This is a genomic window from Dyella lipolytica (assembly GCF_030160075.1).
In the GTDB taxonomy this organism is placed as follows: domain Bacteria; phylum Pseudomonadota; class Gammaproteobacteria; order Xanthomonadales; family Rhodanobacteraceae; genus Dyella_B; species Dyella_B lipolytica.
This window is the reverse complement of record NZ_BSNQ01000003.1, coordinates 1,750,553-1,765,254: the sequence shown is the minus strand read 5'-3', so window position 1 is coordinate 1,765,254 and position 14,702 is coordinate 1,750,553. Positions and strand designations below refer to the sequence as shown.

General features: G+C 62.1%; 15 protein-coding genes. 9 read left to right on the top strand and 6 right to left on the bottom strand.

Going from position 1 to position 14,702, the window contains the following annotated elements; all coding sequences use genetic code 11:
* Nucleotides 1-83: 83 nt before the first annotated feature.
* Nucleotides 84-2,138, bottom strand: coding sequence for a GGDEF/EAL domain-containing response regulator (locus tag QQL64_RS09375; protein WP_284398531.1), 2,055 nt, complete (start codon nucleotides 2,136-2,138; stop codon nucleotides 84-86).
* A 137-nt stretch (nucleotides 2,139-2,275) separates the two neighbouring features.
* Nucleotides 2,276-3,346, bottom strand: coding sequence for an EF-P beta-lysylation protein EpmB (epmB, locus tag QQL64_RS09370; protein WP_404601026.1), 1,071 nt, complete (start codon nucleotides 3,344-3,346; stop codon nucleotides 2,276-2,278).
* Between the two features lie 221 nt (nucleotides 3,347-3,567).
* Here epmB and efp point away from each other — a divergent pair, with 221 nt between their 5' ends.
* The 8 genes from efp (at nucleotide 3,568) to QQL64_RS09330 (ending at nucleotide 9,789) form a co-directional block, all read left to right on the top strand.
* Nucleotides 3,568-4,134 (top strand): elongation factor P, encoded by a 567-nt coding sequence (gene efp, locus QQL64_RS09365; RefSeq protein ID WP_284398528.1) that lies wholly within the window; start codon nucleotides 3,568-3,570, stop codon nucleotides 4,132-4,134.
* Nucleotides 4,135-4,276: 142 nt separating this feature from the next.
* A complete protein-coding gene (locus QQL64_RS09360) occupies nucleotides 4,277-5,608 on the top strand; it encodes a TRZ/ATZ family hydrolase (RefSeq protein WP_284398526.1) in 1,332 nt (443 codons plus the stop codon).
* 29 nt (nucleotides 5,609-5,637) lie between these two features.
* A complete protein-coding gene (locus QQL64_RS09355) occupies nucleotides 5,638-5,892 on the top strand; it encodes a YciI family protein (RefSeq protein WP_284398525.1) in 255 nt (84 codons plus the stop codon).
* A gap of 27 nt (nucleotides 5,893-5,919) precedes the next feature.
* On the top strand, nucleotides 5,920-6,672 hold the full coding sequence (gene ubiG, locus QQL64_RS09350) for a bifunctional 2-polyprenyl-6-hydroxyphenol methylase/3-demethylubiquinol 3-O-methyltransferase UbiG (RefSeq protein ID WP_284399727.1): 753 nt from the start codon (nucleotides 5,920-5,922) through the stop codon (nucleotides 6,670-6,672).
* Complete coding sequence (locus QQL64_RS09345; RefSeq protein ID WP_284398523.1) at nucleotides 6,669-7,343, top strand: HAD family hydrolase; 675 nt, start codon at nucleotides 6,669-6,671, stop codon at nucleotides 7,341-7,343. The genes ubiG and QQL64_RS09345 overlap by 4 nt, the downstream gene beginning before the upstream one ends.
* Nucleotides 7,340-8,197: a squalene/phytoene synthase family protein gene (locus QQL64_RS09340; protein ID WP_284398522.1), complete on the top strand. Its 858-nt coding sequence runs from the start codon at nucleotides 7,340-7,342 to the stop codon at nucleotides 8,195-8,197. Before QQL64_RS09345 ends, QQL64_RS09340 begins: the two co-directional genes overlap by 4 nt.
* Nucleotides 8,198-8,307: 110 nt before the next feature.
* Nucleotides 8,308-9,258 carry a GTP cyclohydrolase FolE2 gene (gene folE2, locus QQL64_RS09335; protein WP_284398519.1) on the top strand — a complete coding sequence of 317 codons (951 nt, stop codon included), beginning with the start codon at nucleotides 8,308-8,310 and terminating at the stop codon, nucleotides 9,256-9,258.
* A gap of 81 nt (nucleotides 9,259-9,339) precedes the next feature.
* Complete coding sequence (locus QQL64_RS09330; RefSeq protein ID WP_284398516.1) at nucleotides 9,340-9,789, top strand: YbaY family lipoprotein; 450 nt, start codon at nucleotides 9,340-9,342, stop codon at nucleotides 9,787-9,789.
* 43 nt (nucleotides 9,790-9,832) lie between these two features.
* On the opposite strand, the gene QQL64_RS09325 is transcribed toward QQL64_RS09330, so the two are convergent.
* Together QQL64_RS09325 and yidD are read right to left on the bottom strand one after the other, a co-directional pair.
* The gene (locus QQL64_RS09325; protein WP_284398514.1) at nucleotides 9,833-11,170 is read right to left on the bottom strand and encodes a dihydroorotase; all 1,338 of its coding nucleotides are present in this window, start codon (nucleotides 11,168-11,170) and stop codon (nucleotides 9,833-9,835) included.
* Nucleotides 11,160-11,375: a membrane protein insertion efficiency factor YidD gene (gene yidD, locus QQL64_RS09320; protein ID WP_284399725.1), complete on the bottom strand. Its 216-nt coding sequence runs from the start codon at nucleotides 11,373-11,375 to the stop codon at nucleotides 11,160-11,162. The genes QQL64_RS09325 and yidD overlap by 11 nt, the downstream gene beginning before the upstream one ends.
* A 170-nt stretch (nucleotides 11,376-11,545) precedes the next feature.
* Here yidD and dksA point away from each other — a divergent pair, with 170 nt between their 5' ends.
* Entirely contained in the window at nucleotides 11,546-12,613 is a 1,068-nt protein-coding gene (dksA, locus tag QQL64_RS09315; protein ID WP_284398511.1) for an RNA polymerase-binding protein DksA, read from the top strand.
* 91 nt (nucleotides 12,614-12,704) lie between these two features.
* On the opposite strand, the gene QQL64_RS09310 is transcribed toward dksA, so the two are convergent.
* Nucleotides 12,705-13,133, bottom strand: a complete 429-nt coding sequence (locus QQL64_RS09310) for a SufE family protein (protein ID WP_284398509.1) — start codon at nucleotides 13,131-13,133, stop codon at nucleotides 12,705-12,707.
* A gap of 41 nt (nucleotides 13,134-13,174) precedes the next feature.
* Nucleotides 13,175-14,551 (bottom strand): cysteine--tRNA ligase, encoded by a 1,377-nt coding sequence (cysS, locus tag QQL64_RS09305; protein WP_284398507.1) that lies wholly within the window; start codon nucleotides 14,549-14,551, stop codon nucleotides 13,175-13,177.
* Nucleotides 14,552-14,702 lie beyond the last annotated feature (151 nt).

Below are 14,702 nucleotides of genomic sequence, written 5' to 3'. Positions count from 1 at the left end.
TTACGGCGCAACGAAAAAACCCGCGGATTGCTCCGCGGGTTTTTTTATGGGTGTGCGCTAGCCGTCGGTTCGACATGTGCCCATCAGACAGTGACTGCCAGCCGCTGCGGCTCCTGCAGGAAGTTGCCCTGCACGAAATCCACGCCGCAGGCGAACAGCAGCGACGTGCTGGCTGCGTCTTCGACCCATTCGGCGACCGCCATGCGTTTCATCTCATGGGCCTGCTGGCAGATCTCGGAGATTTTCTTCTGGTTTTCCGGGTGCTGCGGCAGATCGGCCATGAAACTGCGGTCGATCTTCAGATAATCCGCGTTGATGTGGTTGAGCAACTGGAAGGAGTTGAGCCCTGAACCGAATTGCTCCAGCGCAAAGTAGCCGCCGAGCTTTTTCCACGCGTTGATGAATTCCTGCGCCGGACGCAGCATCGTGACCACCTTGCTTTCGGTCATTTCCAGCACCAGTCGGCCATTTTTCAGATTGGCCTGCTTAAGCACACGATCGAGCCACGGCAACAGCGTGCCCTGCTGTTGCAACGAGTCGGCAGTCAGCTTCACGAAGAAGGTCGTGGGCAAGCCCGATCGTTCACGTGACTTGAGCGCAATGATCGCCTGGCTCAGCACCCAGCGATCGATCTCGGCGTTGAGACCGTGCTTTTCGGCGATCGGCATGAAGAAACCGGGCAATACTTCGCCCTGCGGACCGTTCATGCGCAGCAGGATTTCCGAATAATCGCCCTCGGCGTCCTGCAGGCTGATGCATTGCTGGTGGTACAGCACGAATTCGTTCTGCGTAAGCGCCTGGCGCAGCAAGCCCAGCCAGTTGCGCTCGCGCTCGGCATCGGCCTTTTCGCGCGCAGCAGGATCGTGCAGATCGCTGCGATTGCCGCCCTGGCTCTGCGCGCTGCGCAGGGCCTGGCTGGCCTGGTTCAGCAGCATCTCGGTATTGGCGTTCTTTTCGCCTAGCAGGCTGCCACCGATGCTGACGGTCAACGTGATCGACTGGTTGCCCAGATCGAAGATCTCGCGCGAGATCGCCTGCTGCAGGCCGCCGATCCATTCGCGGATCGCCTCATCGCTGTCGGTGCGCAGGATGACGCCGATCGTATGTTCGGCCAGCAGACCAGCAACATCTTCCTGGCCCAGCAGCATGCTCACCCGATGGGCGAAGGCTGCCAGGAGTTCGTCGGCCTTGCCCAGGCCGACGCCGCTCACGATGTGGGCCCAATTGTCCGGCTCGATCAGCAACAGACTCTGGCCCTTGCGTCCCTCGCTCGCGGCGGCAACAGCGTTATCGATGAATTCCAGCGTACGCGCACGGTTAAAGAGCCCGGTCACCGGATCGCGTTGCAGCTGTTCGACCAGGGCTGCATCGACCTGCTGGCGACGGAACACGATTTGCAGGCAGGCCTCGCCTTCGAAGGTGGCGTGTGCGAATTCGGCTGTCGCAGGAAAGGTGGTGCCGTCGGCGCGGCGGGCATGCAACTCCAGCCGGTACTCCGCTTTCTCGCCGCGCGACAAGGCGCGCAGGAGGTTCTTGAACGCCTCCGCGTCGGCGGGACCGATCAGATCCAGCACCGGCAAGCCGAGCAGGTCGTCGTAATCCTCGTAGCCGAACGTATCGAGGTAAGACCGGTTGGCGCGCACGTGCATGCCTTCGTGCACGTAGGCGATGGGATCGTTCGACGAATCGAGCAGCGCATCGCAGCGGCGTTCGGATTCGCGTAGCGCCGATTCGAGCCGGCGCACTTGCCGGCGTGTGTTGAGCGAATCAAATTCGCGTTTGATCACCGCGATCATCTGTTTGGGCTGGCTGCGGGAGCCCACTCCCTGCACGCCGTCCTGGAACATGTCTGCCACGCTTTGGTCATCGATCTTGGTCACGCAGGTGATCAGTGCGATGTCGCGCGAGCTGGCATCGATCTGCTGCGCGACGCTGCGCAGCGGCAGGCCATTCACGCCGGGATTGAACAGCACGAGGTCTGGGCCGAGTTCTTCCAGCGCTGAATGGATCTGTTCGGGGGTGGTCGCTCGCGCAGGGCGGACCGCGATGCCCGCATTGCGTAATAACGTGATGATCTGTTCCGCGTCCTCGACCGAATTTTCGATGAAGAGGATCTTGATAACGGAGTCTGTCTTCATGGGTGCGTCGTGCTTCCTTGGATAGGGCCGCTCACGAGGAAGATGTCCGCGGGCTAGCCGGCACTACCTATCCGTTTTAACGGATTCTGCACGGACTCGCCAGCGTCAATTCACACATTGGTGACGAAGTGCATGGGTCAGAGCGGCCGTTTGGACGGATCGCCGCCTACTTCGCGGACCAGTTTGGGCACAAGGTAGCCGGGCAAGCGGCTGCGCATGTCCTCGACCAGCGATTGCGCCTGGGCATCGGTTACTTCGAAATGCGCCGCGCCCTGCACGCGATCCAGCTGGTGCAGATAATAGGGCAGCACGCCGGCGGCAAACATCCGCTCGGATAGCGCAGTCAGCACGCCCGCATGGTCGTTGATCCCGCGCAACAGCACGGACTGATTGAGCAGCGTCGCGCCGGCTTCGCGCAGACGGGCGCAGGCCGCATCCACGCTTTCGTCGAATTCGCTGGCGTGATTGGCGTGTAACACCACGACTTTCTGCAGCGGCAACGAACGCAACCATTCGACAAATGGCGTATCGATTCGCTCCGGCAGCACGACCGGCAAGCGCGTATGGATGCGCAGGCGAGTGACGTGAGTGAGCCCAGCCAGACCTTGGCTGAGTTCCTCGAGCTTGCCCGTCGCTAGCGCCAGCGGGTCACCGCCGGACAGGATCAGCTCGTTGATCGACGTGTCCTGCCGCACATGTTCCAGCGCCTGGCGCCACTGGCCGGCCGCGGCTATTTCATCGCCATAAGGAAAATGCCGGCGGAAGCAATAACGGCAATTGATCGCGCAGCTGCCGCTGGCGATCAGCAAGGCACGGCCCTGGTACTTATGCAGGACACCTTGCGCTTCGCGCGCCGCGAGGTCGCCCACGGCGTCGACAACGAAGCCGGGCACCCGCTCCAGCTCGGCCAGTTGGGGTAGCACCTGCAACAGTAAGGGGTCGCGTGCGTCGCCAGGACGCATGCGCGCCACAAAGCCACGCGGTACGCGCAGCGCGAAGCCGGCGTCTTCGATCGGCAGGCGATCGGCCAGGTGGCCTAGCTCGAGCACTTGGAGCAGCTCGCGACTGTCGGTAATCGAGTCGCGCCAGAGCTGCCGCCAGTCTGCCAAAGAGCCTGCTTTCCTATTCCAGGTATCTCGCGTTGCGCCTGACGGCCCCTCAGGCGCAACCCGAAGGGCCGGGTCTGTTTGCACGCAATCCTGCGTCATCACTCGGTTACGTATTGACATACGCGCCCTCGTTCTTCCTTGTCTTGCGCGCAAACAGCTCCCGGCGCGAGATACCTGGAATAGGAAAGCAGGCTCTGGGCGATGTAATGCGGGCGCCGGGGCTTGCGGTTATCATGTACGGCCTTATGCGGGCCTCATGGCCCCTGAAACACCCATTTTAACCGCTGAAGGCAGCGGTTTTCCTTATTGGAGCGAAATGCATGGCCAGTTACGGTCTCAACGACGTCAAGAACGGTGTGAAGATCATCGTCGACGGCGATCCCTACGTTATCGTCGAGGCGGAGTTCATCAAGCCGGGCAAGGGCCAGGCCTTCACCCGCATCAGGATCCGTAACCTGCTCAACGGCCGCACCACGGAAAAGACCCTCAAGTCGAGCGAATCGTTCGAAGGCGCGGACGTAGTCGATACCGACATGCAGTTCCTCTACAGCGACGGCGAGTTCTGGCACTTCATGCAGCAGGAGTCGTTCGAACAGCATCAAGCCGACGCGGCCGCCATGAGCGATGCCGCCAAGTGGCTGAAGGGTGAGGAAGAGTGTGTCGTAACCCTGTGGAACGGTCGTCCGATCTCGGTGCAGGCACCGAACTTCGTTGAGTTGAAGATTGTCGAGACCGATCCGGGCCTGCGTGGCGATACCTCCGGCGGTGGCGGCAAACCGGCCAAGCTGGAAACCGGTGCCGTGGTGCGCGTGCCGCTGTTCGTGAACCAGGAAGAGATCATCAAGGTCGATACGCGTTCCGGCGAATATGTCAGCCGCGTGAAGTGACGAACCGGTGCGCAAACTTTGGTTTGCGCTTTTGCCAGTTTGTCATCGCAGTGCAAACCGGAATGACGGGCCAAAATCACCGGGGCGGGCATCGTAAGATGTGCCGCCCCATCTCGTATCACTCCCCGCAAGGCGAACACCGATGAGCCAGAACGCTCCGCAGACCGTCGATCTACTTATCGAGGCCCGCTGGGTCGTGCCTGTCGAACCGCACGACGTGGTGCTGGAACATCACTCGCTAGCCATCAACGGCGATCGCATCGTCGACATACTCCCGATCGCGCAGGCACGCACCGCTTATGCGCCGCGCGAGCGTGTCGAGCTGGGCGAACACGTGCTGATCCCCGGCCTGATCAACACCCACACGCACAACCCCATGACGCTGATGCGCGGTCTCGCCGACGACCTGCCGCTGATGGTCTGGCTGCAACAACACATCTGGCCCGTTGAGGCCAAAGTGATCGGCCCGGAGTTCGTGCGCGACGGCGTGGAGCTGGCGGTCGCCGAGATGTTGCGAGGGGGTACGACCTGCACCAACGAAAATTACTTCTTTCCCGACGCGATGGGCGCGACTTACCGAAAGCTTGGTTTTCGTGCCGTAGTCGGATTGCCGGTGATCGAATTCCCAACCGCCTGGGCCAGAACACCAGACGAATATTTCGAGCGCGCAGGCGAAACACACGACAGCTTTCGCAGCGATCCGCTGATCCGCACCGCGTTCGCGCCGCATGCGCCGTATACGGTGTCGGACGAATCGTTCGAGCGCATCCGCGTGCTGGCCGATCAACTTGATATCCCCGTGCACCTGCACCTGCACGAAACCGCGCATGAAGTGGACGAGGAGCGAAAAAAAACCGGCTTGCGTCCGTTCCAGCGCTTGCAGAAGCTTGGGTTGGTCAACGACCGTCTGATCGCCGTGCATATGACGCAGCTTACCGAGGGCGAGATCGCCGCTTGTGCCGAAGCCGGTGTATCCGTGGTGCATTGCCCCGAGTCCAATTTGAAATTGGCTTCGGGCTTTTGTCCGGCGGAAAAGTTGCGCAAGGCCGGCGTGAATCTTGCGCTAGGCACAGATGGTTGTGCGTCCAACAACGATCTGGACATGTTCGGCGAAATGCGCACCGCAGCACTGCTGGCCAAAGCGGTAGCTGAAGATGCGGCTGCATTCGATGCCGGCTATGCGCTACGCTCGGCGACGATTCATGCAGCGAAGGCACTGGGTCTCGAAGCCAGTATCGGCTCGATCGAAGCCGGCAAGCAGGCGGATCTCGCTGCGGTACGGCTTAGCGATCTGGAAACCCAACCGTTGTTTCATATCGTTTCGCAGCTTGTCTATGCAACGGGACGCCACCAGGTCAGCGATGTATGGATCGCCGGCAAGCGCAAGCTGGCCGCCCGCGAGCTGGTCGACATGGATACGGCCGGCATCCTCGCCCGCACCCATGCCTGGCGCGAACGCATCGCTGCAATCTAAACGTCATACGGATCTTCACCGGCATCGACATGAATCGTTATCTCGTCATCCTCCTGCGCCGCCCGCACTTCGACCCTGCCGTGGTGACGTTGCACCAGCAGTTCCTGGAAGACTTGCGCGCGCAAGGACGCAATGAGATGTCCGGTGCATTTGGCGACAAGTCCGGCGGTGCCTATTTGCTTCGCGCCGAATCGATGGAAGAGGCGATCGACATTGCCCACCGCGATCCGGCACACACCAGCGGCGGCTGGGACATCACTGTGTACGCATGGCATGCGCACTAAGCTTGGCGAGTCACCAGGAGCACGATGATGCATACGACAAATGCGAATCCCTCGCAAAATCCCGCACATCCGCGTGCGGACTCCTCAAATGTCAGCCACGATGAAATCGCCCGCTTCGACAAACTGGCCGCGCGCTGGTGGGATCCTGATGGCGAATCGCGACCGCTGCACGACCTCAATCCGGTGCGTGCCGCCTACGTGGCCGCACGCGTGCCGTTGCGCGGGGCAAAGATCGCCGATGTCGGTTGCGGTGGCGGCCTGCTGAGCGAAGCGCTGGCGCGTGCGGGTGCCGATGTAGTCGGTATCGACCTTGGATTGAAAGTCATCGAGATCGCCCGGCTGCACTTGTACGAATCGAATCTCAAGGTCGATTACCGCAAGCAGTCCTCCGCGGAACTGGCGGCAGCCGAACCGGCCAGTTTTGACGCGGTGTGCTGCATGGAGTTGATCGAGCATGTGCCCGATCCGGCTGCCTTGGTGCAGGATTTGGCGGCGATGCTCAAGCCGGGCGCACGCTTGTTCATGTCCACCCTCAATCGCACGCCGGTGGCGTTCGGCGCGGCTATCCTCGGTGCCGAATACATCACGCGCATGCTGCCGCGTGGAACGCACCACTACTCGCAATTCCTCAAGCCTTCCGAGCTCGCGCGGCTACTTCGTCAAGCCGGGCTGGAACTGGAGGATGTCAGCGGTCTCGGCTACAACCCGCTCAACCGCAAGGCGTGGCTAAGCCGAGTTACGGCCGTCAATTATCTCCTGTGCGCACGCAAACCAGCATGAAATCACTACCCGAATCGCCGCAAGGTGTCTTGTTCGATCTCGACGGCACCTTGCTGGACAGCGCACCGGATCTGCACGGAGCATTGGTCACGTATTGCAGCGAAGTCGACGCAACGCCGCCGCCGTATGCCATGGTGCGCGAGGTCGTCTCGCGTGGTTCGCGCGCCATCCTGCGTTGCGCTTTCGACGAAAGCGACGAAGCGCTGCTGGAACGCATGCCGCGTTATCTCGAGCTGTACCACTCGATGATGTCCCGGCATACGCGCCCATTCGAAGGCATCGTCCCGCTGCTCGATGCGCTTGAACATGGTGGGCTGGCATGGGGCATCGTGACCAACAAGCCCGGTTATCTCACCGATGATCTGGTGCATCAGATCGGGTGGAGTGATCGCGTCTGCGCGGTGGTGTCCGGCGATACCCTGCCGGTGCGCAAACCCGATCCCGCACCGGTATTACTAGCCTGCGAACGCGCCGGACTCGATCCCGCGCGCTGCCTATTCGTCGGCGACGATCGCCGTGACGTGCAGGCCGGTCGCGATGCCGGGCTGTACACCGTCGCCGTGCATTGGGGTTACCTCGATGGGGGCGATCCGCGCGCCTGGGGTGCCGATGCGGTGCTGGAACATCCGCGCCAGCTCGGTGAACTGCTCAAGCTGAAGGTTCCCGCGTGAGTCATGACGTTGTCCAGCACGGTGCGCTGCAGAGCTATGTCGACAAATGGCTGGCCGTGCAGCCGCAGCAGCGGATGGCGTTGGTTTTCGTAGAGCCCGACAAGTATCCGGGACACGTTGCGCTTGCAGCGCTGGAGCAAGAGTTGCTCTCGGCCGCATATGGCATCCGTGAGCCGCAGGTCGCCGCCACCAAGCTCAATTGGTGGGCAGAAGAATTGAGCGGCGCCGCAAGCAGTGGTGGCAGACATCCTTTAACGCGTGTGTTGTTCGACGATGAACGCGCACATGCGATGCCGCAGGAACGCTGGTTGGCACCGGTGCTGGCCGCGATGGCCCAGCTGGAAGAGGGCACAGCGGTAGATTTCCCGGCACAGCTCACCGCGGCCTCTGCGTTGCACGGTGCGCTGGCGACTCTCGAGACCGCCTGGTGGTACGGCGAAGCCGCATCGCCAGTACGCGCCACACGTGTGGCGACCTTGAGCCACCTGCTATATGCGCTGCGCCGTCTGCAGGACGATGCCGAGCGAGACCGCCTGCCGCTGCCCATGGCGCGGCTCGCCCGATTCAGCCTTAGTCGCACGGGGCTGCGCGAACGCAGCGAGGCTCGCGATCAGGCCATCAAGGCCCAGCTGGACGATCTGCAATCGACCTGGCGCGACGCGGCCGACCTCCCCGGTCCACTCAGCGTATTCCGGGCGTTGGAAGCGGGTCAGGGCGAACGCCTCGTGCGCAAGGCGGCACGCGCGGGCGAACCACTGGTCGTGTTGCAGCAAGGCGCACCGGATGTTGGGTTTTGGGCCACCTTCCGCGCCTGGCAGGCCGCGCGGCATTGGCGAAAGCACCTGGACAGCTGACCCCGGCAAGACGCACTGTTTCTTGCACGGGCCTGTTGCGACGCGGAAAGCTGCCCCAACATAGGTGTGTCTCGCGGCGGTCGATCGCCCGGTTGTTACAGGAATACCCCATGCATAGCCACGAAAACACCGTTCGTCTGATGCCCGATGTCGCCACCCAGGCACAGCCGCATCTGGCCGGCGCGCTGGATTGGGTGGGGATGGACGGCATCGAGGTGCCAGTGCGCTTCGACGCCGGCGACGGCGACGTGCAGCGCTCCAGCGCCCAGGTCGGCGCCTTCGTCAATCTCACTCGCCCGGACCGGCGCGGCATTCATATGTCACGTCTGTATCTGTTGGTAGACGAATACCTGAGTGCGAAGACGATCGACGCAGGGATGCTCGAATCCTTGCTGCGCGCCTTCCTGGAATCGCACAAGGATCTGGCCGACCGCGCGCGCGTCAGCATTCGTTTCGACCAACTCGTGCGTCGCGCCGCGTTGCGTAGCGAGAACAGCGGCTGGCGCGCCTATCCGGTGTCCATCGAGGCCAGCCTGTGTGCCGATGGTTTCCGCATGGAACTGGGTACGGAAGTGGTGTATTCGTCCACTTGTCCCGCCTCGGCGGCCTTGTCTCGCCAGCTTATCCAGGAACAGTTCGCCAAGGATTTCGACGCGAGCAAGCCGCTGGATCACGCCGCCATTCTGGCCTGGCTGGGTAGCGAGAAAGGTATCGTCGCCACGCCGCATGCACAACGCAGCGTCGCGCGCTTGCTGGTGCGCTTTGTCGACGGTGCGCCGTTGAATCTGATCGACCTGCTCGATCGCGTCGAGCACGCGTTGGGCACGCCGGTGCAGACCGCGGTCAAGCGCGAAGACGAACAGGCGTTCGCACTGGCCAACGGCAGCAACCTGATGTTCTGCGAAGACGCCGCGCGCCGCATCCAGCGTGCACTCGATGCCGATAACCGCATCGCGGACTTCCATGTTCGTCTCGAACACCAGGAAAGCCTGCATCCGCACGATGCAGTGGCTTACGCGAGCAAGGGCGTCGCCGGCGGATACGGTGCCGAGCGACCCTGATTCCTCCATGGACGCGGAACGAATGCAACGATTTATCGCGCAGCATGAAGGTGCATTGCGCGGCGTAGACAAGGAGTTCGTATGAAGACTCGTTATGGCCTGCTATTGATCGGCGCGCTCGTGCTCGCCGGATGCAGCTGGATGCCGCATTTCGGTAAAAGCGCAACACCGAACGACGATGCAGCGCAAAAGCAAACGCTGATGAAATCGATAACCGGCGAGGTCGATTTCGATCTTCCGCAGCCGCTTCCCGCCGATGCGTACCTGGAAGTGACCCTTTCCGATGTCAGTCGGCAGGACGCACCGGCTCGCGTCATAGCTAAAGATCGCATCTCGCCGGTCGGCGCGTCGCCCGTGACATTTGTGTTGAGCTACGAGCCTGCGGATCTGCAAGATGGGGTGGATTTCGCCGTATCGGCGCACATCCAGCAAGGCGGTCAGCTAGTGGCTTTCAACGATAGCCGCGTCAGCGTGCTGGGCCGTTCCGGCAACAATGGTCCGGTGCGTGTCGTTTTGGCGGAGGCGCATTGAGCGCATGCGCTGACCCTTGTCGTAGGCCAGCGCATGACCATTCCTATCGATCAAAAGCCAAACGTTGACCGCGTACGGTTTCGTCGACGCGCGAACCGTCCCATACGCGTTGCCCGTTGACGAAAGTGGCGACTATGGAACTGCTGAAGGTAAACCCTTCGAACGGCGACCAAGCGCACTTCGACAACACTTCTTCGCGCCGCACGGTATGCGACTTGCGTGGATCCACCAGCACCAGATCGGCCGCGTAGCCTTCGCGCAGAAAACCGCGTTCGTGCACGTCGAACAACGTGGCCGGGGCATGACATACCGCCTCGACGACGCGTTCCAACGTTAGCTTGCCTTCGGTCACCCGTTGCAGCGCCGCTTGCAGCGCGAATTGAACGAGGGGCAAGCCGGAGGGCGCTTTGTCGTAGAGCTGACCTTTTTCTTCCAGCAGATGTGGTGCATGGTCGGTGGCAAGCACATCGATGCGGCCGTCGGCCACGGCCTTGATGATGGCCTCACGGTCGGCAGCCGTCTTGATCGCCGGGTTGCACTTGATCAGAAAGCCCAGCCGCTCGTAGTCGCGATCGTCGAAATGCAGGAAATGCACGCAGGTTTCGGCCGTGATCTTCTTGCCCTTGACCGGCCCGGGCTGGAACAGCGCCAATTCGTCGGCGGTGGAAATATGCAGCACGTGCAGCCGCGTACCGTGCTTCTGCGCCAGCGAAATCGCCAGCCGGGTCGATTTGATGCAGGCTTCACGCGAACGGATCAGCGGATGCTCGCGCGCCGGAATATTGTCGCCGTAGGTCTCGCGCGCCCTGGCGTGCAAGGCATCGATCATCGGTGTGTCTTCGCAGTGCGTGATGATCGGCGTGGGTGCTTCGCGAAAGATCGCGTCCAGCGTTTGCGGGTTATCCACCAACATGTTGCCCGTGGATGCGCCCATGAACACCTTGATGCCCGGCGCGGCTTTCGGATCCAGCGCGCGGATCGCATCGAGATTGTCGTTGCTGGCGCCGAGGTAGAAGGCGTAGTTAACCGCCGAGGTTTCGGCGCCACGACTGTATTTTGCCTCTAGCGAGTCGCGATCCAGCGCCGGCGGCTTGGTATTGGGCATCTCCATGAAGCTGGTGATGCCGCCCGCGGCACAGGCGCGTGATTCATGCGCGATGTCAGCCTTGTGGGTGAGGCCGGGTTCGCGAAAGTGCACCTGGTCGTCGATCATGCCGGGCAACAGCAACAGCCCGGCCGCATCGATCACCTGCTCGCCCGGACGCGCGTCCAGGCCGCCGCCGATGGTCTCGATATGGCCGTGCTTCACGCGCAGGTCGGCGTAGAAACGGCGCCCTTCGTTGACCAGTTCGGCATTCTTGATCAGCCAGTCAGTGGACATCTGGTTCTCCATGGTTACGGCAGCGGGGGAAATGGAAGTGTTCGGGCACCGGATCTTCTCCCCCTGCACAAAGCGGCTGACAGCGTAATATGCGCCATCCGGCAAGCAGACTTCCACGCCAAGGACCGAAGCGGGACACGGCAACCCGTGCATAATCGGAGCAACTGGGGTAAAAGCGACAACGCTGTCCGAGCAAGGGGCTCATGAAGCGCTTGTAGAGGTTGAGCAGGAAAAGGATCAATCGACTCACGGCATTCACGTTGCCGAAACTGCCTGTGGCACCCAATGCCACAAGTATTCCAGAAGGAAGGTTGCCGGTGTTAAGGGTATTGGGCTATAACACCCGGCCGCCACGGCCAAAATGGGTGAAGGTAAATGGCGAAAACCACGCGTAATCCGACCGCCGCCAAGAAAGCTCAGCAAGGGAAGGCTGCGGGTAAAGGCAACGATGCCAAGGTCAGCAAGGCCAAGGTCGTCGCCAAGTCGTCCGCGAAGACATCCGCGCCCGTGAAGAAGGCCGCGGTCAAGAAAGCACCGGCGAAGGCCGCCGCCAAGAAGGCGCCTGCCAAGAAGGTCGTCGCGAAAAAAGCCGCCAAGCCTGTCGTCAAGCCGCAGCCGAAGAAAAGCGCTCCGGTCAAAAAGGCCGTGGCCAAGCCTCAAGCCAAGCACGCCGCGCCCGCCAAGCCGGCACCCGTCAAGAAAGTCGCTGAAAAAACCGTCGTAAAGCCGGCAGTCGTCAAGCCGGTCGCCAAAGCAGCTCCGGCACCCGCCAAGCCGGCCGTAGCACCCAAGGCGCACACCCCTGCGCCGACCGTAAAACCTGTAACCGCATCACCCCAGGCCGCCCGCCCCATTGTGGGCAAGGTGGCTAGTGCCGTCGGCCCGACGGCACCGCGCGTGGCAAGCGCCACGGCGCGCCACACCCCTACTCAGAAACAGAAGACCCCGCAGTCCTCAATGAATAGCACCGCTACAACTCTCGACAATGGCGTAACCCGCGAAGACGGCCGTTACGCACTACCCACCACGGTCAATATTGACCTGCCGAAGGGTTATCGCCCTTCGAATGACGAGGAGTACATGAATCCTCGCCACCTCGCTTATTTCCGCAACAAGCTCCGCGAGTGGCGCGATCAGCTGGTGGAGGAATCCCGCCAGACCATGGAAAACCTGCGCGACGAAGTGCGTGATGTCGGCGACGAAGCCGAGCGCGCCACCCGCGAAACGGAAAACTCGCTGGAGCTGCGCACCCGCGACCGTTACCGCAAACTGATCTCCAAGATCGACAAGGCCCTGCGCCGCATCGAAGAAGGCCGCTACGGCTTCTGCGAGGAAACCGACGAGGAGATCGGTCTGGAACGGCTCGACGCCCGCCCGATCGCCACCCTGTCGCTGGACGCGCAGGAACGTCGCGAGCATCTACAAAAGCAGATGGGCGATTGAACCGGAATGCCTAGGCGTTTTCGAATAACCAGAACCCCGCCATCGTGCGGGGTTCTGCGTTGAGGTCTGGACTCGCCCCGCGGGCGCTGCCCTACAGTTTTTCGGCGGCGTACGCTTTCAGCTTCGCCAACATCGCCGCCAAGCCGTTCGAGCGCGTGGGCGACAGATGCTTGGCCAAGCCGATTTGCTGGATAAACGCAGGTTCGGTGGCGACGATCTCCGCGGCGGAGCGGTCGGAGTACACACGCAACACCAGGGCGATCAATCCCGAGACGATGGCCGAGTCGCTGGTGGCGTCGAAATGCATGAGCGAAGCGTCGCCGCTCGGCACCAGCCACACCATGGATTGGCAACCGTGCACGCGGTGCGCCTCGGTTTTCCAGGCATCGGGGAAGGGCGGCAGCTGTTTGCCGAGGTCGATCAGGTATTGGTAGCGCTCGGTCCAGTCGCTGAAGAAGGCGAATTCTTCGGCGATATCTTGCTGGGCCTGGGCGGCGCTGACGTTGGCAATCGTATTCATGTGTCTATTATCGCGCGGTTCGCCTTAGCCGGGCCGAACCGTCAATGCTTCGAAACGCTCCAGCGTGTGCCCTGAGCCCCATCTTCGATCACCACACCCATGCCGCTCAGCTCCTTGCGGATGGCGTCTGCTCGAGCGAAATCACGTGCCGCACGAGCCGTACGGCGCTCCTCCAGCAGGGCTTCGACGCGATCGGCATCCACGGCGCCGCCGCTGGCGCGCTTGAACCACGCCTCCGGATCGTCCTGCAACAGGCCAAGCACGGCACCGCCGCCGAGCAGGGCGGCTTTGGACGCGGCCGTGGGCGTTTGCCGCGCGGCATCGGCGAGCACAACGAGTTCGGCCAGCGCTTGCGGCGTATTCAGGTCGTCGCACAACGCTGCTTCCAGGCGCTCGGGCACCGGCAGCGGCTGATCCGGATCGAGGGCGATATCGCTCAGTTCGCGCAATACGCGATACCAGCCATCCAGGGTGCTGATCGACTGTGCGATGGCGGCGTCCGACCAGTCCAGGGGCTGGCGGTAGTGGCCGCGCAGCAACAGCAGGCGCAGCGCTTCCGGCGGATGCATCTTGAGCAACTCGTGCACGTGCAGCACGTTGCCCAGCGATTTGGACATCTTGCGCCCGTCGAAGGTGAGCATGCCGTTGTGCAGCCACCACCGCGCGAACACCTTGCCGCCGTGGGCGCAGGTGGACTGCGCGATTTCATTCTCGTGGTGCGGAAACACCAGATCCACGCCACCGGCATGGATGTCGATGGTTTCGCCCAGGTGCGCGGCGCTCATCGCCGAGCACTCGATGTGCCAGCCGGGTCGGCCGCGGCCCCACGGGCTGTCCCAACCAGGCAGTTCGGGAGTCGAAGGTTTCCACAGCACGAAATCGGTGGGATTTCTCTTGTAGGGAGCGACCTCGACCCGGGCGCCCGCGATCAGCTCATCGGTATCGCGACCCGATAGCGCACCGTAGGCGGGATAGGAGCCGACGTCGAATAGCACATGCCCTTCCGCCGCATAAGCATGCTCGCTGGCAATCAAGGTTTCGATCATCGTGATGATCTGGCCGATATGCGCGGTGGCATAAGGCTCGATGTCCGGCGGCGAGATGCCCAGCCCGGCCATGTCTTCCTTGTAGGCCTGGCTGAAGCGTCCGGTGATGGTTCCGATCGGCACGCCTTGTTCCAGCGAGGCGGCGTTGATCTTGTCGTCGACGTCGGTGATGTTGCGTGCGTAGACCACGCGCGGGTGGTGCCGGCGCAAGAGCTTGACCAGCACATCGAACACGACCGGACCGCGCGCATTGCCGATATGCACATAGCTGTAGACCGTCGGCCCGCACAGGTACACCGTCACCCGGTTCGGATCGAGCGGCGCAAAGGGCTCGAGGCGACGGCTGAGGCTGTTGTAGAGCGAGATCGGCATGATGCGTGGTCCGAGGGTGGTGGCGCGGGTTAGTCGGTCATCTTATCAAGGTCTTGCGGCACAGCTGTGTGCATGTATGGGAACCTGTGTCCTGAAGACTGTGAGCGGAGGCCGTGAACAGCTCATTTAGTTACGGCAGTTCTAAGCCTGG